Here is a 23382-nt window from a genome sequence, read left to right on the forward strand (position 1 = left end):
GAACACCTCGCCCACATCGCCGAAGGCATCGAAGACTCCGGCCACACCCGCCAAGAAGCAGCCTCACTCATAACAGCACAATAATTCCTCCGTTTACCCGCTAGAATTGACTTACTATGGCCAAAACCACTGACTTCTCACAGACAGACGCTGAACAACCCAAGCGTTCCCTCTTTTCTCGTAGCCCCAAGGCTGACAAGCCGAAGAAGACGAAGAAGCCCAGCCGCATCAAGCAAATGGTGGACATCTTCAAGATGACCCGCCGCCACGACCCCATGGTCACGTGGCTGATGTTGGGTGCTTTCTTGGGTCCGATCGCCCTCAGCCTGCTTGTTGGCTTCCTGTTCAACAACTGGATCACGGGCCTGCTGATCGGCATCCCGCTGGGTCTGCTGTGTGCACTGCTGATCATGTCGCGCCGCGCCGAGCGTGCGGCGTATTCACAGATCGAGGGCAAGCCCGGTGCTGCCGGTGCCGCACTGAGCTCGCTGAAGCGAGGCTGGATCTTTGACGAGCAGCCTGCCTCGGTGAACCCGCGCACCCAAGATGTGGTGTTCCGTGCCATTGGCCGTCCCGGTATTGTTCTGGTGACTGAGGGGCCCTCCGCTCGTGTGAAGGGTCTTGTTGATGCAGAACGACGCCGTTTGAGCAGGATTCTGCCCAACGTCACCATCACGGTTATCGAGACGGGCAAGGGCGAAGGCCAGGTCCCGATCGCCCAGATCACCAAGAAGATGAACAAGCTCAAGAATGAACTGACCAAAATTGAGGTCAGCGCAGTCAACAAGCGCATCGCCTCCATGGGAACCAAGCTCCCCATCCCCAAGGGCATTGACCCTTACAAGGCCCGACCTGACCGCAAGGCATCGCGCGGACGCTAAGGCGCCCAAGCAATATCTAGGTTAGTCAGTGACAAAGAATGGCCCGGCAGGTTTTCCTGCCGGGCCATTGTCATTTCTAGTTCCGGTGGTCCTGCCAAGCAACCCCGACTCGTGCCACCCACTTCGAAACCGCAGCTGATGCGGGTCTCAGGCTCCGGGACCCACATCAGCTGTAGTTTCAACTCAAGACATCACCGTGCCAGGCTAGCGACGGACCAAAATAGTTTTCATGGCCTTGTCGTGCAGACCACGGTGATCGGCGTCAACAATGATCACTGGAATCACCAAGCACAGCAGCAAGGCACGAACCATGCCTGCCAGCAGACCGGGCGGGCCGCCGTCGAGCCTCATGACCTGGATGCCCATGATCCTGTGTCCAATGCTGTAGCCAAGCGTGCCAACCAGCAGTATTTGTTCTGCCGCGAAAATGGTCAGAATCGCATTGGGGTGGCCGTCAAAGAAGGCCGCCGCAATGAGATAGGACAGGCCCCAGTCAATGCAGAGCGCGATGATGCGGCGCCCGGCACGGGCCATGGAGCCGCGCCCGGATTCGGGCAAACCTAAGCGTTCGCCGGGGAATTTGGATATATTGGAAGTGTCCGGCCCACTGAGCCAAGAACCTATGTCTTTACGTTCTACCACTCCCCCAGCCTACCGGCGCCAGCTTGATGCCGAACACAGCAGGATCTAGGAGTGCGTGTAACGTGCCGGAAACAATTCGGACACGGACGAGAAATAGCACGGTTCTAGTCTTATGTCAGTTGCACATGCACCATGGCCGCACCCAGCCGGCCAAAACCCCCAGCGCCAAGGAGCGTAGATGTTCAAGAACGCGGAAGAAGTACTTCAGTTCATCAAGGACGAAGATGTAAAATTCGTGGATATTCGATTCACCGACCTGCCCGGCGTCCAGCAGCACTTCAACGTGCCCGCCAAGACTGTAGACCTTGACTTCTTCGTCAACGGCCAGCTCTTTGATGGTTCCTCCATCCGCGGCTTCCAGGGCATCGCCGAATCCGACATGCAGCTCATCCCGGACCCCACCACAGCTTTTGTTGACACGTTCCGCCTGGAGAAGACCCTCGCGTTGAACTTCTCGATCGTCAACCCGCGCACGGGAGACCCGTACCACCGCGACCCGCGCGGCGTTGCCGAAAAGGCTGAGGCCTACCTCGCCTCCACTGGCATCGCCGACACCGCTTTCTTCGGCGCAGAAGCCGAATTCTTTGTCTTCGACAACATCCAGTACGAGTCCTCACCGCAGGGATCTTTCTACAAGATCGACTCCGAAGAGGCCAACTGGAACACGGGCCGACCGGAAGAGGGTGGCAACCTCGGTTACAAGACCCCCGTCAAGGGCGGCTACTTCCCGGTTGCACCCATTGACCACCAGGCCGACCTGCGCGATGCCATGTGCATCGAACTGGACGCTGCCGGCCTTGAAGTTGAGCGCTCACACCACGAGGTTGGCGCAGCCGGCCAGGCTGAAATCAACTACAAGTTCAACACCCTGGTTCACTCAGCCGATGACCTGCAGAAGTTCAAGTACGTCATCAAGAACACCGCCTGGGCCTGGGGCAAGTCTGTAACGTTCATGCCCAAGCCCGTCTTCGGCGACAACGGCTCAGGCATGCACTGCCACCAGTCATTGTGGAGCAACGGCGTTCCGTTGTTCTACGACGAGAAGGGCTACGCTGGCCTGTCCGACATGGCTCGCTGGTACATTGGTGGCTTGCTCAAGCACTCCTCCGCTGTGTTGGCTTTCACCAACCCGACGGTGAACTCCTACCGCCGCTTGGTCAAGGGCTTCGAAGCCCCCGTGAACATGGTGTACTCGCAGGGCAACCGCTCAGCCGGTATCCGCATCCCGATCACGGGTTCCAACCCGAAGGCCAAGCGCCTCGAGTTCCGCGCACCGGACCCCTCCTCCAACCCGTACCTGGCCTTCTCAGCTCAGCTGATGGCCGGCCTTGACGGTATCAAGAACCGGATCGAACCCCCGGCTCCCATCGACAAGGACCTGTACGAGCTGCCTCCGGAGGAAGCCAAGGACATCCCCAAGGCTCCCGAGTCCCTCGAAGAGGCACTGATCGCCTTGGAGAACGACAACGAGTTCCTGCAGGCCGGTGGCGTGTTCACCCAGGACCTGATTGACACTTGGATCGACTACAAGCGCGAATACGAGATCAAGCCGCTCTCACTGCGCCCGAACCCGTACGAGTTCGAGCTGTACTACGGCTGCTAAGCCACACACGCCGGCCTGAGGCCGGCTCCATGTGACGGCGTGCAAAACTGGCGGGGACCCATGAAATTTCATGCGTCCCCGCCAGTTTTGCACGCCGTCACTGTTTAAGTGCACGACGGCGGCACGGCGTGGTTGGGCCCACGCGCCCGAGGGTCCCGCCGCGAGCTTGCGATCAGGTGGCACGGCGTGGTTGGGCCCACGCGCCCGAGGGTCCCGCCACGAGCTTGCGAGCGGTGGGAGGGTGTGGGGACTAACGCTTCCCATACTTCTTGTGAACAGCCTGCTTGCTCACGCCCAGGCACAAGGCGACTGCCTCCCAGGAGAGCCCTGCCGCCCGCGCCCGCGCCACCATCTCGGATTCAGTCCGGGCCAGCTCCTTGCGCCATTGCGCAACCGCATACAAGGCCTCAGCTGGGCCCATTCCATCCATATTGCCAACCAGTGTCTTCATCGCAATACCTCCACCGTCAACATTAGTTGACGCCGCCAGTGCCGTCAACTAATGTTGACGTGGGTGCTCAGGAGCTATGAGAACGGGCTGTACATTATGTGTTGAGGCCCGGACCGACCTCCCAGAAAACGTCCCTTGACCGCAAACCCGGCCCTCAAGTAGGCGTCATGGGCCACCCTGTTGTCCACGCTGACTCCCAACACCACACCCTTGGCTGGCAGCTGGAGCGCACTCGTCAATTCCCGCGCCAGTTCGACGGCGGCCATGGTCGCCGCGCTGCCGTACCCTTGACCCTGCTGGCGGTGATCCACGAGGAACCCGCGTAGCAGCACGGCACCCTGCGCGTCCGGCCATCCGGCATCGGTAGCCGCACCAACGTGCAGAATACCCATGCCGATAACCCGCACATCCATTCCTGTAGACACGACAGCGAAGGGATGGCGTGCTGGATCGTCCAACGCCACCTGCGTCATCTGCAACGGGTTGCCCACAAATACCTCCTGACCGAGAGCCAATTCGAGCCGGGCGATGCCGTTCCGCAAGGCGTCCCGCTGGGCTTCAGGCGCAAATTTCAAAGCAACCAACACCACGGTCGGCGAAGAATTCGTCATGGAAAAGCCTCTCTGTACGCTAGGACACTTGGCGCTGGAGAAGCCGCCGGGCACTCACAGCAAGCGCCTAGAAGATCGACCAGCCGGTCTTCGCGGTGAACTCATCCAGGGCCGCCATGCCCGCCACCGAGTTGCCGTTGGGGCCTAGCGAGGGACCCCAGACTGTGACAACGCAGCGTCCGGGCACAACGGCAACGATGCCGCCGCCCACCCCGCTCTTGCCGGGCAGGCCCACACGGTAGGCGAACTCCCCCGCGGCGTCATAGGTGCCACAGGTCAGCATGACGGCGTTGACACGCTTGCTCTGGCTGGGCTGCAGGAACGGGCTCCCACCGGCTGACACGCCGTCGCGGGCCAGGAACAGCGCCGCCTTGGCCAGGTCCTCGCAGCACAGCTCCAGGGCACACTGGGCAAAGTAGTTGGCCAGGACGTCCTCAACGGGATTTTCCAGGTTCCCGTAGCTTGCCAACAGATGGGCCATGGCCGCGTTGCGGTGCCCATGGTCGGCTTCGGAGGCTGCCACCTCGGCATCGACGTCGATGGACGGGTTCCCTGCCTCCTGCCGCAAGAGTCCGCGCACAGCTCCGGCCGCATCCCCCGTCAACGTCAGCAGCCTGTCCGTGACGACCAGGGCGCCGGCATTGATGAAAGGATTTCGCGGAATGCCGCGGTCAGCTTCCAGCTGGATCATCGAGTTAAAGGGGGTCCCGGAGGGTTCACGGAACACACGCTTCCAAATGGAGTCGTAGTCGTACGACATCACCAGTGCCAGCGAAAAAACTTTGGAAATACTTTGGATCGAGAAGGGCTTGCGCCAGTCCCCCGCACCGTAAATCGCACCGTCAGCCGTGGCCACACAAATGCCAAAATTGTCCGGCGAAACAACGCCAAGACTGGGAATGTAGGAGGCAACCTCACCCTGACGGCACAGCGGCGCAACGTGGGTAACAATGTCTTCAAGGATGCCTTGCAGATCCATGACGTACGCTCCTTTACTCTTGGGCCGGCGTGGGCCATTGAAAACTTAAACAGAAAGGGTGGCCAGCCCCCAGGCCGGCCACCCCTCACAGCGCTTTAGAGGACTTTCGCGAGGAATTCCTGCAAACGCGGCTGCTGAGCATTGCTGAAGATGGCCTCGGGGGTGCCTTCCTCGCAAATGTACCCTGCATCCATGAAGATGACGCGGTCGGCAACTTCGCGGGCAAAGCCCATCTCGTGGGTCACTACAACCATGGTCATGCCCTCGGCGGCGAGGTCGCGGATCACCTGCAGCACCTCACCCACCATTTCGGGGTCCAGTGCACTGGTGGCCTCGTCGAAGAGCATGATGCCGGGGTTCATGGCCAGCGCGCGGGCAATCGCCACACGCTGCTTCTGGCCGCCCGAGAGCGACGCCGGACGGGCGTCAGCCTTCTCAGCCAGACCCACGCGCCGCAACAGTTCCATGGCCTTTTCGCGGGCACCGGCCTTGTCCAGCTTTTTCAGCTCAACCGGAGCCAGCATGATGTTTTGGATGACGCTCATGTGCGGGAACAGGTTGAAGTGCTGGAACACCATGCCAATGTTTTGGCGGACAGTGTTCAAATCAACCTTGGCGTCCGTCAGGTCAAAGCCGTTGACAGTGACGGTGCCGGCGGTGATGTCTTCCAGCTTGTTCAAGCAACGCAGGAACGTTGACTTGCCCGATCCTGAGGGGCCAATGACGCACACCACCTCGCCCTCGGCAACGTCAACGTCCAGGCCCTTGAGCACCTCGTTGGAGCCAAATGACTTCTTCAGGCCGCGGACACTGATCTTTGCGGACTTGTCAGTTGCGGTTGCGCTCATTTGTTGAACTTCCTGTCCAGGACGTTGGAAAGCTGGGTCAAGGCGGTGATCACAATGAAGTACAGGGCTGCCACGATCAGCAGTGTTTCACCCGTACGGAAGTTGGACGCGTAGATCTGCTGGCCCTGGTAGGTCAGCTCCGCGAAGCCAATGACGGCCAGCAAGGAGGTGTCCTTCAAGGTGATGACGAACTGGTTGATGAACGACGGCGTCATGATCTTGATCGCCTGCGGAACCACTACCCGGCGCATGGAGGTGACGTAGCTCAAGCCCAGGCTGCGGCTGGCTTCCAGCTGGCCAGGATCCACCGACTGGATGCCGCCACGGACAATTTCCGTCATGTAGGCACCGGCGTTGAGGCTCAAGGTGAGCACACCGGCGGTGAGAACATCGATGGGCTGACCGGTCATCTGCGGCAGGCCAAAGTAGAAGAAGAAGGCCTGAACCAGCAGCGGCGTGCCACGGAAAATGGCCACATAGGTGGTGGCAACGCCACGCAGAATCTTGCTTTCGGAGACCTTGAAGAAACCAAAGAGAACACCCAATACCAGGGCGACGGCCAGCGAAAGAACCGTGGCAACAATGGTCAGCCACAGGCCCTTCATGAGGGCCGGGAAGCTGTCCTTGACCAACTCGAAGAAGCCGCCTTGCTCCGTGGACTCAGCCTTGGCCAGGTACTTGTCCAGGATCTTGTCGTATTCGCCATTGGCCTTCAGATTGGCCAGGCCAGCATCGAAGGCCGTCAGGAGGTCCGCATTGGCACCCTTGTTGACGGCGAAGCCGTAGGAGCTTCCCTGTTCCTTCTCGGTAACAATCTTCAGGCCGTTGTTCTGGCTGACACCGTAAGCGAGCACCGGGTAGTCGTCAAAGACGGCCACAGAATTGCCGGCCTTGACGTCGTCGTACATCGTCGCGGAATCAGCAAGGGCCTTGACCTTGAAGCCGTACTGGTCCTTGATGGAGTTGGCGAACGTTTCGCCTTCACTGCCACGCTTGGCTGTTACGGTCTTGCCTGTCAGTCCCTCGTAGGACTTGATGTCCTGGTCATTCTTGGCAACAGCCATCTGGACGCCGGAGTCAAAGTACGGGGCGGAGAAGTCAAAGATCTTCTTGCGCTCGTCAGTGATGGACATGCCGGCAATGACGCCAGCCACCTGGTTGGACTGCAATGCCTGCAACGCTGCGTCAAAGCCGAGGGACTTGATGTCAACCTCGAAGCCTTGATCCTTGGCAATGGCACGGATCAGGTCCATGTCAATGCCCACCAGTTCGCCACTGCCATCACGGAACTCAAACGGCGCAAACGTGGTGTCGGTGGCAATCGCGAACGTCTTACCATTGACATCGGCGGCCTGGACGCCGGCCGAGACTGCGCTGGCCGGAGCCGGCATGCTCAGCGCTGTCGCGCCGCCCATTCCGAAGAACATGATGACAACAGTAAAAAAGGCGGCGAGAGCGGCAAATGAGCCGCCTCTACGCCGCCGTATGGGTGGTAGCTTTCGCATTAATTTTCCCTTACAACGGTTCTTCGCCCCTCCTGGGCCGAATCAAGTACCCCTCGACGTTACAGCCTTTAGCGAAATCATGCGAGACGAAGGCCACTGTTCCTACCATTTACACCCACCTTTGTACCAGCTGAGTTCAGCAATCAAGACGAACATCTCGAGTATTGTGGATGTGGTTTGAGTTACTTCTCCCCCTGCAGCCGTTGCCGCCAAGAGAAAGAAGCACATGAATAGGCCCAATGTGATACTGATCTGTGTCGATGAGTGGCGTGGCGATTGCTTGGGCGCGGAGGGTCACCCGCATGTTCAAACGCCACACCTGGATGAGCTGGCCGCCAAGGGAACACGGTTCCGGCACGCATACTCCGCCACCCCCACCTGCGTCCCAGCCCGGGTGGCCTTGTTTACCGGCCAGTCCCAGGAACGTCACGGCCGGGTGGGCTATCAGGAAGGCGTGAAGTTCGACGACGTCCACCCAGTCACGCTCGCTGGCGAGTTCGGCAAGGCCGGGTACCAGACCCAGGCCATTGGCAAGCTGCATGTCTACCCGGAGCGCAACCGGGTTGGTTTTGACGATGTGATGCTGCACGACGGATTCTTGCACTTTGCCCGCAAACAACATCGCCGGGACTTTAAGTTTTTTGACGACTACGTCCCGTGGCTGCGCCGTCAGCCCGGTGTGACCGCCGATGAGGAGTACTTTGACCATGGGGTCGGCTGCAATTCCACCGTGGCCAGGCCATGGGATAAGGCCGAGCGCCTGCACCCCACCTCATGGACGGGCTCCCAAGCCGTGGAATGGCTGTACCGGCGGGACCCCACAGTTCCCTTCTTCTTGTACCTTTCCTTCCACCGCCCGCACCCGCCGTACGATCCGCCGTCGTGGGCCATGGACATGTACCTGGACCTGCCGGCCTTCAAGCGGCGGCTGGGCGATTGGGAGCACCACTACGAGTCGGTGCGCACGGACGGTAACCACCAGTTGGCTTTCGGCACCCTGTCCGAGGCCGTGACCCACCGGGCCCGGGCCGGCTACTACGGGCTCATGACGCAGATCGACATGCAGCTCATGCGGCTCTTTGAGGCTCTGTACGACTTTGACCTGGCCGATGACACCATCATCGCCTTCACCTCCGACCACGGTGAAATGCTGGGCGACCACGACTTTTACCGCAAGGCCGTGGGCTTCGAGGGTTCCGCGCGGGTGCCGTTCATTGTGACTCCCGCACCCAATGATCCTGCTGCGAAGCGTGGCGGCGTGGTGGATGAGGTGGTGGAACTGCGCGACATCATGCCCACCCTGCTGGAGCTGGCCGGCGTCCCGGTGCCGGAATCCTGTGACGGGAAGTCATTGGCACGCTTTGTGCGCGAACCCCCCGCCGGCACACCTGAGCCTGAGCCGTGGCGTGACTGGCTGCACGGGGAGCACGTCTACTTTGGCCAGTCGCTGCAGTGGGTCACTGACGGCCACATCAAGTACTTGTGGGCGTCCGGCTGGGGCACGGAAGAACTCTTTGACCTCGACGCCGATCCCGGGGAGATGCACAACCTTGCACCGCTGCCAGAACATGCCAGCTTGTTGGCCCTGTGGAAAGGCAGGCTCATTGCCGATCTCACGGGACGTGAGGAGGGTTTTGTGCACGACGGCGACTTGGTGAAGGGCGCCGCTGTTGTCACCATGCTGGCCCACGCCCGCGCGCTCGTGAAGTCCTAGTGGTGTGTCCGGAAAGTTAAAGCAGCCGCGCCCGTCCCCGCTTTTCGCACCCGTAGGGACGGGTGCGAAAAGCGGGGACGGGCGCGGCACTGTCCTGCTTGGCCGTGATCTCCGGCCAGGCCTCTGCGCTAGCTGTGGCTGGCGCGGTGGCGTCGGCGCATAACTGTCATGGCAGTCATGGCAAGTCCACCCACCAGCAGCAAGCCTGCCACGCCGATCAGCGGAGCACTGTTGGTTCCGGTCTCGGACAGTTCAGCGCCAGCAGCTGTGATACCGCTGGGCTTCGGTGCTGTGGCCGTGGTGGTTACCGCCGGAGGGGCCGTGCCTGCACCCGGCACCGTGGGGGGCACAGTGGTTGAGTCCGGCACTGTAGGGGGAACGCTGGTCACCGGCGGCATGGTTGGGGCAGCCGTGGTGGGTACTGTAGTGGCGCTAGGCTCCGTCGTCGGATTAGTCGACGGAGCCACGGTAGGGTCCGTGGTGGCCGGCGCCGTCGTAGCAGGAGCAGTCGTTGCCGGAGCCGTAGTTGCTGGCGCCGTTGTTGGCGGGAGCACCACAGCCGGAACAAACGCCATCGCGAAGATGTGAATATTGGCGTTGTTGGGCAGGGTCACCATGCTGACAGTCTTGGTCTGATCGATGGCGATGGTGTTGCTGAACAGGCGGTAGTCGAATTCGGCATTTGCGTAGCCAGCGGGCGTGTTGCGACCCTTGGTGGTCTTTTCGAGTTTGGCACCGTGGGCTGTGACTTCCTGGAAGCCCCAGTTCGGGAAACCAAAGGTACCCTTTGAACTTGATCCGTCGGTGTAGTGCACTGTGGCTTCACCCGAGGCGCCGTTGGCGACACCTGCACCAAGGAAGGCCAGCTTGCTGCCCTGGCCGGCGAACTTGAAGGTCTGTCCGCTGCCCGTCACGTTGTCCGGCGCGCCTGCCGCGGCGGCGGGCCAGGTGAATTCCGTTCCCGCGGCCGCGACCTTGGCACCAGGCGTGATGCCCTGTTCGGCAAGGCGCTCACGGGAGAAACTGTTCTTCTCGCCGTCGTAGTTGCCTTGGGCCAGGGTGGCAATGGTTGTGGTGCCCACGTTGTTGAACAGTTCGGCCAGGGTTGCCGGAACGGGGCCTGAGAACTGGTTGCGCTCTTCGAAGGAGGTCTTGACGCCGTCACCGCCAGCGTAGGAGGCCGTGGCGCTGAAGTTTCGTGTGACTGAACCAGCGGGATTGTTGGGCACGTGAATCTCGGTGGTCACGGTTGTGGTGGCCCCGGCAGCCAAGGGGGCTGCGAGGGTATGGGTGTCCGGGTACAGCGACCAGTTGATGGGTCCTGTGACCTTGACTTTAACATCCGTCATGGACGCTGCTGAGGTGTTTTTCAGGGTTACTACAATGTCGGAAATGGCTGGCCCTTCCAGGCCAACCTCGGCAATGCTCATGACCAGTGCGGAGTTGGTGCCTTCTGCACCTGCCGGTGTACTGATAACTGTCATGGCGCCACCGAATACCAGCGCGGTGGCCAGCATGGCAATGATTGCTCTTATTTTTTTCATTTCTTGGTTACTCCTTCCTGCGATAAATTGTTAGACCACTGCTGGCATGTCGAGGGCAACTGAATCCAGGCCAACGCGGGGACGGACCCAACCGCCGCGGGTGAAGTCGGGGATCTCCACTGGAGCACCGCCGTCGGCCAGCGACAAAACGCTCAAGGGTACCGGAGCACACCACGCCGCTGAATCATAAACGTCGATGTCGGCCGTGGTGCCTGTGCGCATGGACTGGATGGTGCGCCACTGCAGGATGTAGTCCATGCCGCCGTGGCCACCGTTGGCGGCCGCGTCCTCACCCACCTTTTTCCAAAGCCAGTGGTCAATTTTTTGCTGGGACGGAGCAAAGTCCTTCCAGGCGTGGCCGCCGTGGTCCGGTTCCAGGTATACGCGCGCACCTGTGCTGCCACCGCCGGCGTAGTCCTCAAAGAGTCCGCGACTGCCAGCCAGGCTGTTGATGCGACTGTAGGGGCGCGGGGTGGAGACATCATGTTCGGCCCTGATGATCCGGCCCTTTTCGGTGCTAATTAAGCAGGTGACCAGATCTCCGTTGAGGTATTCCTCGTTCCAGGATCTGTGGCCCTTGGGCACAAAGCGGGCACGGTAGTCCGCCAGACCTTTGGGAGGTGTTGCTGTGGCGGAGAGGGTTTTCATCCGGTCGCCGCGGTTGATGTCCATGGCTGCCGCTATGGGGGCCAGACCGTGCATGGCGTAGAAGCTGGCGGTGCTGCGGGTGTGCCATTTGCGGCGCCAGTCGTCGGTGTAGTAGCCGTCAGCGAACAGCAGCTCCCGGAGATCGTGCAGGTAGCCGCCATGGCCGTTGGTCACGTCACCAAAGACACCCTCGTGGGCCATCTTCAGCATGGCGAGTTCGTTGCGCCCGTAGCTGCAGTTTTCGGCCAGCATCAGGTGCTTGCGGGTCTTCTCGGAGGTGTCGACCAGATCCCACAGTTCAGCCAGCTCCGTGGCCACGGGCAGTTCCACCATGACGTGGGCGCCCGCCAGCATGGCGGCCTTGCCTTGTTCGTGGTGGAATTCCCACGGCGTGGCGATGTAGACCAAATCCAGGTCCATGTCGCTGAGCATTTGCTTATAGGAGTCGGCGGTTCCACCGTATTCGGCGGGGCGTTCACGCCCCTTGGAGACCAGGCTGTTGGCTATGTTGGTGGCGCGGGCCTTGCGGATATCGCAGACGGCCACCACTTTCGCCCCGGGGACTGCGGCCCAGCCGATGGTCATGCTATTGCCCCGGTTTCCGACGCCGATAATGCCCACGCGGACACTTTGATGCCGTTCGAACGGCACACCTATCATTGTTTCCTGGCCGGGAGGCCGAACTTGTGCGCTCCTGTTTGCCAGGGAGTTTGGCGCCATTGCGGCCATAAGTCCGGTTGCCAGCGCACCTCCCAGAACTGTTCGTCGAGAAGCTGTGGATAGTTGAACCATGCGCAATCCTCCTGCAAGAATCCAGCCCGCAGCGTAGCTGCTCAAGGGGGCCGGGTTGGTGTAGTGATGCTTATCAAAGTGATATGAGTCATAATTCCAACGCTGATTCGAGACTGTCAATTCACGATCGTCACTAAGTGTTAACGGTCACAAGCAATCATCGCGTTTTACACATTTCCGCACAGGAACCCCGAGGTCGCCATTCTTGCGGGGCGCGAAGGAATTCCGGCAATGACATGAATGTTATGGATAACCCATGCATTTGGCGACTTTTGCGTCCCGACAAATTTTCGGGCAATTCAGTGCCGAGGGAATATGATTGCCTGAGGCAATGATCAGTTGATGAGCGCGGTGATTACCCTCGGGTCCAGCGCCGAAATTGGCCCAATTTTCGACGCAGTCCTGCTGCAAATTGTGTGTAAATGATTGAAATTGGGTGAAACTTCATCCGATGTTTCGTCATCATGACGTGCGGCGACGCCCGGTTCCAATGACCCGGGTGTCAGCGCACGGACGCCGGTACTAGCCGTAGAAGAGGCGCTCAAAAACAGCTCGGGCACGACGAGTCAAGCCAAGATACTCTTCCTCGAAAGCCGCGGCATGGCCCGGCTCATAACCGCACCAACGGGCCACCGCCTCCAAATCACGGCGCGCCAGGGGCAAAAGGTCGGAGGTATTTCCCGTCCACATCACATTGGCATTGCGTATTTTGCCGGCCAACCGCCAAGCGGCCTCCAAAAGTGCGGCGTCGGCGTCATCCACCAGTCCCAGTGCATGGGCGGCATGGAGCGCAGGCAAGGTATGAGTGGTGCGCAGGGCAGCATGCTCATGGGCGTGTTGGAGTTGCCAAAGCTGGACCAGCCATTCCACGTCGCTCAGACCCCCGCGGCCCAGTTTAACGTGTCTGGCCGGATCGGCACCCCGTGGCAGCCGTTCGGATTCCATTCGGGCCTTGATGCGCTTGATCTCGCGCAGGTCAGACTCACTCAACACCAGCGGGTATCGGATGGGATCGGCCATGGCGACAAACTCACGCGCCAAATCATCCGACCCTGCCATGGGCCGTGCACGCAACAACGCCTGCGCCTCCCAGGCTGAGGACCAGCGCGTGTAGTACTCCTGGTAGGCCGCCAAGGAGCGGACCAGCGGACCGTTGCGTCCCTCGGGGCGCAGGTCCGCGTCCACCTTCAGCACCCGTTCGGCTTGGATGGCAGGACGCACGGGAGCTGTCAGCAGAGCTGTCATCTTTTGGACGATCGCCTTGGCCTGCGCGGTCGCCTCCCCCGCCAGCTCCGGAGCCAGCCCTTCAAGTGGCCGGTGCACAAACAGCACGTCGGCGTCGGAACCGTAGCCAATCTCCCGCCCACCTTGGCGGCCCATGGCCACCACCAGTACCTGCGTGAGCACCTCGGCTCCTGCATAGACCGCGGCCTCGGCCACCATGAGGGCCCCAAGAACCGCCGCCCTGTCAACGTCGCTGAGAGCCTCGGCGACGGCTTCCTGGCTCAGTAGCCCGCAGCTGTCGGCGATGGCAACGCGCAAAATTTCACGCTGCCTGATGAGGCGGATGAGCCGGATGGCATCCGTGGATTCAGTGTGGCGTGAAATGGTGGCCTGAATTTCGCTCCACTGCTGCTCGAAAGTCTGCGGCAGCAATTCCTTATCATTGCCCAGCCACGCCGTGGCCTCCGGGGAGACTTCCAGCAAATCAGACACCAGCCGTGAACTGGACAGCAGATGGCACAGTCGCTCGGCCGCGGCCTGGTGGTCACGCAGCATGCCCAGGTACCAGTGTGAAGTTCCCAGCGCGTCGCTCACGCGGCGGAACGCGAGCAATCCGGCGTCGGGATCCACGCCGTCGGCCAACCAGCCCAGGAGGACTGGCAGCAGCTGACGCTGCAGGGCAGCACGGCGGCTGACACCGGCTGTCAAGGCCGCAATGTGCCGCGCGGCCCCCGCTGCGTCCCGGTAGCCGAGGGCAGCAAGTCTGGCCTTGGCCGCATCCGTGGTCAGGGTTGCGTCCTCAACACTCAGATGCGCTGCGGAAGCCAAAATGGGGTGGTAGAAAATCCGCTCGTGCAGGGAACTCACTGAGCGCTTGACCTTGGCCCACTCCTCCAGCAAAGAGTCGGCACTGGGCCGCTTGAGGCTCAGTGGACCCGCCACGGCACGGGCCAACGCGCGCAGCTGGTCCTGCGCAGTGGGCATCAGGTGGGTGCGGCGCATTTGCACCAGCTGGATTCGGTGCTCCAGAACGCGCAGATACGTGTAGTGGTCCAGAAGCTTCGCGGCGTCCGTGCGGCCAATGTAGCCGGCCTGGGTCAACGCCTTGATGGCGGCCGTGGTGGCCGGGACGCGGATGCGCGGATCGGTCTTTCCGTGAACCAGCTGCAGCAGCTGAACAGTGAATTCAACATCCCGCAGGCCGCCCCTGCCCAGCTTGATCTGGCGGCCGGCGTCGGCATCACGAATATTTGCCGTGACGCGGCGGCGCATGGATTGCACCGACTCCACAAAACCCTCACGTTCGGAGGAGGCCCAGATCAGGGGTGAGACCGCTTCTTCAAACTCCAAGCCCAGGGCCTGGTCCCCGGCGATTGCCCGGGACTTGAGCAGTGCCTGGAACTCCCAGCTCTGCGCCCAGCGGTGGTAGTACGCCAGGAAAGAATCCAGGGTGCGCACCAACGGGCCGTCCTTGCCCTCGGGACGCAGATTCGCATCAACCTCCCACAAGCCGGGCTCGCGTTCGGGGGCGTAAATGATCTTCGAGACAGCACCCGCCAGGGCATTGCCCACTGTGACGGCCCGCGCCTCGTCCACGGTGTCAGCCTGCATGACGTCGCCCAGCCCTGGCGGGTTGCTGATGCCAATGACGTACATGACATCGACGTCGGAAATGTAGTTCAATTCCCGCGCCCCGCACTTGCCCATGCCCACAACGGCCAAGCGAACCCGGGCCACCAGCTCGTCCCCCATGGCGGCGCCTACTTCGTGCCGGGCAACGGCCAGCGCAGCGTCCAGGGCTGCTGAAGCCAAGTCCGCCAGCTCCGCCCCAACCAGCGGCATGACAGCCTGGGGTGACGCGGCAGCAAGATCCCGCATGGCCAATTCACACAAGTGCCGCCGGTACGCCGTCCGCAAGGCTATCCGCGCCTCCGTGCCACCCAAGGCCGCTATTGGCATGCTCGAGGACGGCTCGGCACCAACGGCACGCAGCAGCGACGCCTGGAAATGCTGCGCAGGAACGGCCACGGGTTCCGGGGAGGGGGCAGCGTCCAAAACATCAAGATGCTCCGGATGCCTCATCAGGAAATCCGCCATGGCCTCCGAGGCACCCAAAAGCCTGAACATGGGCTCATTGGAAACCCACCGGCCTGAGGATGGGTCCAGAACACGGAGCTTGTCACGGCTTTCGGGGACTGCACTGAGCAGCCTCACCAACGATTGCAGCGCCAGATCGGGGTTGTCGGCAACAGCGAGTGCCTCCAGCAATTGTGTTTGGTCCAGGTCAGCCAGTTCGGCAAAACCCAGGAACCTTTCACATTTTTCCAGGTCGGAGAAGCCACGGGAGATCAGGGTGCGGGTGAGCGAGCTCATGGCAGGACTTAGAGTATCCCCAGGTAGCGGTTGATCTCGTACGGGGTGACCTGCAGCCTGTATTCCTGCCATTCGTCGCGCTTGTTGCGCAGGAAGTTTTCAAACACCTGCTCGCCCAGGATCTCCGGCATGAGTTCGGAATCCTCCATCTGGCGTACGGCGTCGTGCAGGCTGGATGGCAATGGATGGTGTCCCATTAGCCGGCGTTCGGCACTCGTGAGCAGGCTGACGTCTTCCACGGCGGCCGGCGGCAGCTCGTAGCCTTCCTCGATCCCCTTCAAGCCGGCACCCAGCAGCACCGCGTAAGCCAGGTAGGGGTTGGCTGCGGAGTCAATGCCCCGGTATTCCAAGCGCGCGGCCTGGCCCTTGCCCGGCTTGTACAGCGGAACCCGCATCAGGGCGGAGCGGTTGTTGTGGCCCCACGATACGTAGCTGGGGGCTTCTCCCCCACCCCAGAGTCGCTTGTAGGAGTTCACAAACTGATTGGTGACGGCCGTGAATTCGGGGGCGTGCTTGAGAATGCCCGCCATGAACTGCCGCGCCGTTTTGGACAGCTGGTACTCGGCACCTGGTTCGTGGAAGGCGTTGCTGTCGCCCTCAAACAGGGAAAAGTGTGTGTGCATGCCCGAACCCGGGTGGTCGGAGAACGGCTTGGGCATGAACGTGGCGTAGGTGCCCTGCTGGATGGCCACCTCGCGGATGACTGTGCGGAAGGTCATGATGTTGTCGGCCGTCTGCAGGGCATCCGCGTAGCGCAGGTCAATCTCGTTTTGCCCGGGCCCGCCTTCGTGGTGGCTGAACTCCACGGAGATGCCCACATCCTCGAGCATGGTCACGGCCGTGCGGCGGAAGTCTTGGGCCACACCCCCTGGAACATGGTCAAAGTAGCCGGCCTGGTCCACGGGGACGGGGACGCCGTCGGGTCCCGGCCGGTCCGATTTGAGCAGGTAAAACTCAATCTCCGGGTGGGTGTAGCAGGTGAAGCCCATGTCCGCGGCTTTCGCCAGGGTGCGCTTGAGCACGTTGCGCGGGTCAGCTGCGGAGGGTTCGCCGTCGGGCGTCAGAACATCGCAAAACATGCGTGAGGTCTGCTCGGTGGCACCGCGCCAGGGCAGGATCTGGAAGGTGGACGGATCCGGCTGTGCCAGCATGTCCGATTCAAAGACACGGGCCAGGCCTTCAATGGCTGAGCCGTCAAAGCCCAGGCCCTCCTCGAAGGCGCCCTCCACTTCGGCCGGAGCCAGGGCCACCGATTTCAAGCTGCCCACCACGTCGGTGAACCACAGGCGCACAAACCGCACGTCGCGCTCTTCGATGGTGCGCAACACAAATTCCTGCTGACGGTCCACGTATGTGCCTCTTCCCTCTTGAACTCTCGCACAGCAGCACACCGGAGAGCCGGCCCGCAGCGAACGGGTTAGCGGGCACGTATGTTGCCCGCAGTGCATACTCTACTAAGGACTGCGCCCCCGTTTGCTCAATTCGAGCCCCGACTCGTAATAAGCTGGGTGCCATGGCTCCCACAAGTACCCCTGATTCGTCCGCGTCCGCCGAGCTGGCAGCTCCTTATGGCTCCGGCGCCAAGGACGCAAGCGCGTCTCCGGCCGCAGGAATCCCTGCGACAACAGCCAAAGTGCGCACCCACCACCTGCAGGCGGCCAAGCTGGCAGGACAGAAGTTTGCCATGTTGACTGCCTATGACCAGTACACGGCCCAAATTTTTGATGAGGCAGGCATCGAGGTGCTGCTCGTGGGGGATTCAGCCTCCAACAACGTCTTGGGCAACGAGACTTCACTGCCCATCACCTTGGATGAAATGATCATCTTCTCCCGCGCAGTCACAGCCGGATCCAAACGCGCCTTGGTGGTGGCGGATCTGCCCTTTGGCAGCTACGAACAGTCTCCCGAACAGGCCATCGCCTCCTCGGTGCGTCTGATGAAGGAGGGCTTGGTGCATGCCGTCAAGATGGAGGGCGGGGCCTACTACGCCCCCACCGTGCGGGCCCTGACCCAGGCGGGCATCCCCGTCATGGCTCACATCGGCTTCACCCCGCAGAGCGAGCACATGCTGGGCGGTTACCGGGTACAGGGCCGGGGAGACGCCGCGGCGGGCATGATTGACGACGCCGTTGCCCTCACCGATGCTGGCGTTTTCGCCGTGCTGATGGAAATGGTTCCGGCCACCACTGCTGTTGCCGTGGAAGCCGCAATTGCGGTCCCCACCATCGGGATTGGCGCCGGCAACAGCACCACAGGCCAAGTTTTGGTGTGGCAGGACATGGCGGGCTTGCGCACGGGCAAGATGGCCAAGTTCGTGAAGCAGTACGCCCACATGCGCACTGTTCTCTCCGACGCCGCCAAGGAGTATGCGCAGGAAGTCCGGACCGGCGTGTTCCCCGGCCCGGAACACACCTTCTAATCCCCACGTCCTCCCTACCCTCGCTTCGCTCAGCCCGGGAACCCTCGGACGCGTGGGCCCACCAGAGTTTGTGGTGAAGCTACTCGGCGTCGTCCTCGTCCTGGTCCAGGGCATCGGCTGCTTCGTTGCGTTCGCGCACCTTGGCCAATGCCCCCTCTGCCTCTTCGCGACTCTCGTAGGGGCCAATGAGTGAACGCCAGCCGGATTGGGCGTCCTTCTCCACTTGGTGGGTCTCCACGTTGTACCAGTACTGCGCCATGGCGTAATCCTCAATGTTGGTGCGCCGCTGGGTTCGGCACCTAGCGCTCATCTTAGGCTGAATCCGGCCCCGGAAGCACCCGCCAACACAGGCAGTGCACAAACACTTATAGAATGGTTTTATGTCTTCCACAGCACTTACGGCTCCCCTGGGCAAGCTAGTCCCGGGCACCATCAGCCCGCAGCTCCCCGTCCCCCACACCATCCCGCGGCCCGAATACGTGGGCAAGGCTGGCCCTGCCCCGTTTAAGGGTTCGGAGGTCAAGGACGCTGAAACGCTGGACAAGATCCGCATCTCCGCCAAAATTGCGGCCCAGGCCATTGTGGAGGTGGGCAAACACATTGTCCCCGGAGTCACCACTGACGCCCTTGACCGCATAGGTCATGAGTTCCTGCTCGATAACAAGGCGTACCCCTCCACGCTGGGCTACCGGGGCTTCCCCAAATCCCTTTGCTCCTCCATCAATGAAGTCATTTGCCACGGCATCCCCGACACCACGGTTGTTGAAGATGGCGACATCATCAACATTGACATCACGGCCTTCAAGAACGGTGTCCACGGCGACACCAACTGGACCTTCACAGTGGGCGACGTCGATGAAGAGTCACGCCTGCTGGTGGAGCGGACCCAAGAGTCTCTCAATAGGGCCATCAAAGCGGTAGCTCCGGGCCGTGAAATCAATATTATTGGCCGGGCCATCGAGTCCTACGCCAAGCGTTTTGGCTACGGCGTAGTGCGCGACTTTACCGGCCACGGCGTGGGTGAAGCTTTCCACACCGGCTTGATTATTCCGCACTATGACGCAGCTCCGGCCTACAACACTGTGCTTGAAGAGGGAATGGTGTTTACTATCGAACCCATGCTTACTCTTGGCACCGTTGACTGGGACATGTGGGCTGACGACTGGACAGTTGTCACCCGTGACCGGAAGCGTACAGCCCAGTTTGAGCACACCATGGTGGTTACTGCCACCGGTGCCGAAGTTCTCACCCTGCCCTAAGGCTGCACCCGTACGGCCGGCTGCTGTACTGCCTTGGCGTAACCCGCCAGCCTGAACCAGCCTTGTCACTTTCTATTTTGTTTGGAGCATGCATGTCTAAGAAGCACTCACCCAGCACCACAGTTATTGGCGTCGACATTGGCGGCACGGGCATCAAGGGCGGAATTGTTGACCTGCACAGCGGCGAAGTGGTGGGTAGCAGGTACAGGATCCCCACACCCAGCCCTTCCACACCGCAGGAAGTGGCCAAAGTGGTCAAGGCTATCGTTGACGAGCTGATGACCCGCCCCCACGCCCCCAGCGAAGACGCCCCTGTGGGCATCACGTTCCCGGCCATCATTTCCCACGGTGTGGCCCGCTCTGCAGCCAATGTGGACAAGTCCTGGATCGATGCCGACGTGGATGCCATCTTCACCGAGGAACTGGGCCGCGACGTTCAGGTCATGAATGACGCCGACGCGGCAGGACTGGCCGAGGCCCGCTATGGCGCCGGCAAGGATGTCAAGGGCACCGTCCTGGTCATCACCTTGGGCACGGGCATTGGTTCGGCGTTCATTTACAACGGCAAGTTGATCCCCAATGTTGAGCTGGGCCATCTGGAATTGGACAGCTTTGTCGCCGAAACCAAGGCGTCAGCCAGTGCCCGTGAACGCGACGAGCTGAGCTGGGATGAGTACTCCGTTCGCCTCCAGCGCTACTTCTCCCACGTGGAATTCTTGTTCTCCCCCGAGCTGTTCATCATTGGCGGCGGCATCTCCAAGCGCAGCGAAGACTACCTGCCGCAGTTGAATCTGGCCACGAAGATCATTCCTGCCGAGCTGGCAAACAATGCAGGCATTGTGGGCGGCGCGCTGCAGGCAGCCGTGCATTTCAAGCTGACCAAATAAGTCAGCCGCGGCAGCCTGCACCACCGGCCAACCAACTGACCCGCAGAAATCGCCGAAAATTGACGGTTTTCACGCGATTTTCGGCGATTTCTGCGGGTCAGTTGGTGTGCAGCTTTGGCTCTGCCTCGCGCAAGGAGCCAGTGTTGCGCAGCTTTGACACTGGCGCCATGCCCGGTATCAGCAGTGCGCATGGCCAAAGCCGCCCCGGCTTATGCGCCACACCAACTCCCAGGCTGGCGCATGAGCTGCCCAACTCACCCTATTTACGTGTTAGTTGTTTAAGGTGGTGGTGCTGGAGGTCTGGGCCAACGGTCCCGAGCCTTGGGCCCCTGCCTTAGATTCGCAGCGCAGCGTTGCAATCGCGCTTTCAAAGTCCTCGAGGGACTCAAAGGCCTGATAGACGCTGGCAAACCGCAAATACGCCACCAGGTCCAGACGTTGCAGGGGTGCCAAAATGGCAAGACCCACGTCATTGGCGTCAATTTCTGCCGCGCCGCTGGCCCTGATGGACTCTTCAACTTCCTGGGCGAGCTTGGCAAGGTCGTCATCGGTGACAGGCCGGCCCTGGCATGCCTTGCGCACGCCGCTGATGATCTTGCTGCGGCTGAAGGGCTCGGCCACCCCTGATCGTTTCGTCACGGACAGGCTGGCCGTTTCCATGGTGCTGAACCGGCGGCCGCATTCGGTGCATTGGCGGCGGCGCCGGATGGAGGAACCGTCGTCGGACAGGCGGGAATCAACCACGCGTGAGTCGGGATTACGGCAAAACGGGCAGTACATGCATATCCCTTCAGGTCCTAATTAGTCCCAGTGTAGAACCAACGGCGGTGAAACTACAATCGTGTAACTACCACACCCGACTCGACCTGTCTAGAGATTCCGGCCAGGGATTAAGAGAAACGCACGGCCACTGCATCACCGTGGGCCGGCAGACCTTCCGCCTTGGACAAAGTGATGACGTGTTCGGCCACCTGGGCCAGGGCATCCTTGTTGTAGTTGATCACCTGAACGGCACGCAGGAACGTGGTGACATTCAAGCCCGAGGAGAAGGCTGCAGTTCCGCTGGTTGGCAGCACGTGGTTGGACCCTGCGCAGTAGTCGCCAAGGCTCACGGGGCTGTAGTCCCCCACAAAAATGGCTCCGGCGTTGGTGATCCGGGCAGCCACGGCGGCAGCGTTCTCGGTAACCACTTCCAGGTGCTCGGCGGCGTAGGCATTGCACACGGCCACGCCCTGCGCCAGATCGTCAACAAGAACTATGCCTGACTGAACGCCCGCAAGGGCTGTTTCCACCCGTTCCCGGTGAGCCGTGAGGGCTACCTGGCGGCCCAATTCAACCTCGACGGCGTTGGCCAGGGCGGTGGATGTGGTGATCAGGACGGAGGCGGCGTTGGGATCGTGCTCGGCCTGGCTGATCAGATCGGCTGCCACGAAGACAGGGTTGGCAGTGTGATCGGCCAAGACGGCTATTTCGGTGGCGCCGGCTTCGGAGTCAATTCCCACCACGCCCTTGACCAGGCGCTTGGCCGTGGCAACGAAAATATTTCCGGGACCTGTAACCACGTCCACCGGCTCCAGGGCTTCTCCCCCGCCGCTGGCCGTGGTGCCGGCCGCAATGCCATAGGCAAAGGCCGCAATGGCTTGTGCACCGCCCATGGCGTACACCTCGTCAATGCCCAGCAGGGCGGCTGCGGCCAGGACGGTGAGATCCGGCAGTCCGCCGAATTCCTTTTGTGGCGGCGATGCCAGGGCCACCGATCCCACACCCGCTGCGAGGGCGGGAACCACATTCATGATCACCGAGGACGGGTAGGCAGCCAAGCCGCCGGGTACATAGAGACCCACACGGCGGACGGGAATCCAGTGGGAGGAAACCACGGCTCCGTTCGCCACGGGGAAATCAACGTCTGCAGGCTTTTGCGCCTGGGCAAAGGCCTTCGCCCGGGCAATGGACTCTTCCAAGGCTGCCCGAACCGCCGGGTCCAATGATTCAAGCGCCTGCGCAAGCGCAGCGGCAGGGACGCGCGGGTGTTCCTGGGTGACGCCGTCGAACTTCTGCGCCAACTCCGCCAGGGCTGCATGGCCGCGCTGGCGGACATCGGCGATGATGCCGGCAACGGCGTTCTCAGCCGTGGTGACAGTTGACTGGGCCGTGCGGGGAACGGCCTTTTTGAGTTCCGCCAGGGTCAGGGTGCGGCCGCGCAGGTCTGTACGGTTCAACGTCAGGGGGGCCACTGAAGATTCAAGATTGCTCACAACAGCCCAGTTTACCCGTAGCTGATGCACGCACCCCGCATCATTTCACGATGTGGGAACTGGCTGGTTTTGATGCGTATGGCTGGGCAGCGTTTGCTCGGTCGCACCCTGTGCGGGTGTGGGAGTGGCCGGGTAAGTCGCGTAGCTAAACAGTTGCGCGATGAACGCCGTGATGACGCTGGCCAACGGCCACAGGATGAGCACTGTTGGGGACCTGAGCGAAAACACCATGCTGGGGTGCGGCAAATTGTTGGCCGGGGTGTGAAACAAGTCCCCCGCGAAGACACCCATCCGCCAGGCAATCACCGAGCCCACAAAGCCGCCCACCACCATCCCCGCAAAGGCAGCCACGGGCAAGGGGCCGTGGGCCGATGCCCGGCGCTGACGCAGCAGCCACACGGCACTGAGAATGCCACCGGCCACCATCAGCACGGCCAGGACCGCGTCCCTGGGGAACCACGCCGTGTAGTCCTCCCCGTCACCGTAGAAGGCTCCTCCCGGCGCCAGCAGCCACCAAGCGACACCGAGCACGGCGCCCAGCACGGCCGAGAAGCCCAGCCCGTGGCGCCAGTGCGTCCTGGAATCTGTCGCTTGCGGGGCGTGGCTCCATGCGCTTTTGCGACGTGCCGGGTAGCCCCTGCGCAACTCACTGCGGGAGAGCTCAGCCGGAACTGGCGGTGGCGTGGGGAGGGCTGGCGGGACCTGCGGAAGAATCTCACTCATTGATTAACCGTAACCGTAGTTGGC

General features: G+C 61.5%; 20 protein-coding genes. 6 read left to right on the forward strand and 14 right to left on the reverse strand.

The window, feature by feature from the left end; translation table 11 throughout:
• Positions 1 to 116 precede the first annotated feature (116 nt).
• Complete coding sequence (locus tag CVS27_RS13110; RefSeq protein ID WP_103466207.1) at positions 117 to 881, forward strand: DUF4191 domain-containing protein; 765 nt, start codon at positions 117 to 119, stop codon at positions 879 to 881.
• A gap of 204 nt (positions 882 to 1085) precedes the next feature.
• On the opposite strand, the gene CVS27_RS13115 is transcribed toward CVS27_RS13110, so the two are convergent.
• Entirely contained in the window at positions 1086 to 1523 is a 438-nt protein-coding gene (locus tag CVS27_RS13115; protein WP_103466208.1) for an RDD family protein, read from the reverse strand.
• 178 nt (positions 1524 to 1701) lie between these two features.
• Between CVS27_RS13115 and glnA the strand changes: the two genes are divergently transcribed.
• Entirely contained in the window at positions 1702 to 3126 is a 1425-nt protein-coding gene (gene glnA, locus CVS27_RS13120; RefSeq protein WP_103466209.1) for a type I glutamate--ammonia ligase, read from the forward strand.
• A 250-nt stretch (positions 3127 to 3376) separates the two neighbouring features.
• Here the strand turns inward: glnA and CVS27_RS13125 are convergent, their stop codons facing one another.
• The 5 genes from CVS27_RS13125 to CVS27_RS13145 form a co-directional block, all read right to left on the reverse strand.
• Entirely contained in the window at positions 3377 to 3577 is a 201-nt protein-coding gene (locus CVS27_RS13125) for a transcriptional regulator (RefSeq protein WP_103466210.1), read from the reverse strand.
• A gap of 74 nt (positions 3578 to 3651) precedes the next feature.
• On the reverse strand, positions 3652 to 4188 hold the full coding sequence (locus CVS27_RS13130; RefSeq protein ID WP_103466211.1) for a GNAT family N-acetyltransferase: 537 nt from the start codon (positions 4186 to 4188) through the stop codon (positions 3652 to 3654).
• 67 nt (positions 4189 to 4255) lie between these two features.
• Positions 4256 to 5167 (reverse strand): glutaminase, encoded by a 912-nt coding sequence (locus CVS27_RS13135; RefSeq protein WP_103466212.1) that lies wholly within the window; start codon positions 5165 to 5167, stop codon positions 4256 to 4258.
• 95 nt (positions 5168 to 5262) lie between these two features.
• Positions 5263 to 6015, reverse strand: coding sequence for an amino acid ABC transporter ATP-binding protein (locus CVS27_RS13140; RefSeq protein WP_103466213.1), 753 nt, complete (start codon positions 6013 to 6015; stop codon positions 5263 to 5265).
• Positions 6012 to 7442, reverse strand: a complete 1431-nt coding sequence (locus CVS27_RS13145; RefSeq protein WP_103466321.1) for an amino acid ABC transporter substrate-binding protein/permease — start codon at positions 7440 to 7442, stop codon at positions 6012 to 6014. Before CVS27_RS13145 ends, CVS27_RS13140 begins: the two co-directional genes overlap by 4 nt.
• A gap of 304 nt (positions 7443 to 7746) precedes the next feature.
• Between CVS27_RS13145 and CVS27_RS13150 the strand changes: the two genes are divergently transcribed.
• Complete coding sequence (locus CVS27_RS13150) at positions 7747 to 9234, forward strand: arylsulfatase (RefSeq protein WP_103466214.1); 1488 nt, start codon at positions 7747 to 7749, stop codon at positions 9232 to 9234.
• Between the two features lie 128 nt (positions 9235 to 9362).
• Here the strand turns inward: CVS27_RS13150 and CVS27_RS13155 are convergent, their stop codons facing one another.
• From CVS27_RS13155 to CVS27_RS13170, 4 genes are all read right to left on the reverse strand, one after another.
• Positions 9363 to 10778 (reverse strand): beta-sandwich domain-containing protein, encoded by a 1416-nt coding sequence (locus CVS27_RS13155; RefSeq protein ID WP_103466215.1) that lies wholly within the window; start codon positions 10776 to 10778, stop codon positions 9363 to 9365.
• A gap of 30 nt (positions 10779 to 10808) precedes the next feature.
• Positions 10809 to 12047, reverse strand: a complete 1239-nt coding sequence (locus CVS27_RS13160; RefSeq protein WP_243400180.1) for a Gfo/Idh/MocA family protein — start codon at positions 12045 to 12047, stop codon at positions 10809 to 10811.
• Positions 12048 to 12740: 693 nt separating this feature from the next.
• Entirely contained in the window at positions 12741 to 15815 is a 3075-nt protein-coding gene (locus CVS27_RS13165; RefSeq protein ID WP_103466217.1) for a bifunctional [glutamine synthetase] adenylyltransferase/[glutamine synthetase]-adenylyl-L-tyrosine phosphorylase, read from the reverse strand.
• Between the two features lie 8 nt (positions 15816 to 15823).
• The gene (locus CVS27_RS13170) at positions 15824 to 17164 is read right to left on the reverse strand and encodes a glutamine synthetase family protein (RefSeq protein WP_103466218.1); all 1341 of its coding nucleotides are present in this window, start codon (positions 17162 to 17164) and stop codon (positions 15824 to 15826) included.
• Positions 17165 to 17328: 164 nt separating this feature from the next.
• Between CVS27_RS13170 and panB the strand changes: the two genes are divergently transcribed.
• Entirely contained in the window at positions 17329 to 18234 is a 906-nt protein-coding gene (panB, locus tag CVS27_RS13175; RefSeq protein ID WP_103466219.1) for a 3-methyl-2-oxobutanoate hydroxymethyltransferase, read from the forward strand.
• 79 nt (positions 18235 to 18313) lie between these two features.
• Here panB and CVS27_RS13180 read toward each other — a convergent pair whose 3' ends face one another.
• Positions 18314 to 18544 carry an SPOR domain-containing protein gene (locus CVS27_RS13180; protein ID WP_306418496.1) on the reverse strand — a complete coding sequence of 77 codons (231 nt, stop codon included), beginning with the start codon at positions 18542 to 18544 and terminating at the stop codon, positions 18314 to 18316.
• A gap of 70 nt (positions 18545 to 18614) precedes the next feature.
• On the opposite strand from CVS27_RS13180, the gene map reads away from it, so the two are divergent.
• Positions 18615 to 19493, forward strand: a complete 879-nt coding sequence (map, locus tag CVS27_RS13185; protein WP_103466221.1) for a type I methionyl aminopeptidase — start codon at positions 18615 to 18617, stop codon at positions 19491 to 19493.
• A 92-nt stretch (positions 19494 to 19585) separates the two neighbouring features.
• Complete coding sequence (gene ppgK, locus CVS27_RS13190) at positions 19586 to 20380, forward strand: polyphosphate--glucose phosphotransferase (RefSeq protein WP_103466222.1); 795 nt, start codon at positions 19586 to 19588, stop codon at positions 20378 to 20380.
• A gap of 270 nt (positions 20381 to 20650) precedes the next feature.
• Here the strand turns inward: ppgK and nrdR are convergent, their stop codons facing one another.
• From nrdR to CVS27_RS13205, 3 genes are all read right to left on the reverse strand, one after another.
• On the reverse strand, positions 20651 to 21160 hold the full coding sequence (nrdR, locus tag CVS27_RS13195; RefSeq protein ID WP_103466223.1) for a transcriptional regulator NrdR: 510 nt from the start codon (positions 21158 to 21160) through the stop codon (positions 20651 to 20653).
• Positions 21161 to 21270: 110 nt separating this feature from the next.
• On the reverse strand, positions 21271 to 22635 hold the full coding sequence (gene hisD / locus CVS27_RS13200) for a histidinol dehydrogenase (protein WP_103466322.1): 1365 nt from the start codon (positions 22633 to 22635) through the stop codon (positions 21271 to 21273).
• Between the two features lie 45 nt (positions 22636 to 22680).
• Entirely contained in the window at positions 22681 to 23358 is a 678-nt protein-coding gene (locus CVS27_RS13205) for a hypothetical protein (RefSeq protein ID WP_103466224.1), read from the reverse strand.
• Between the last annotated feature and the right edge of the window lie 24 nt (positions 23359 to 23382).

The organism is Arthrobacter glacialis, assembly GCF_002909445.1.
Taxonomy (GTDB): domain Bacteria; phylum Actinomycetota; class Actinomycetes; order Actinomycetales; family Micrococcaceae; genus Specibacter; species Specibacter glacialis.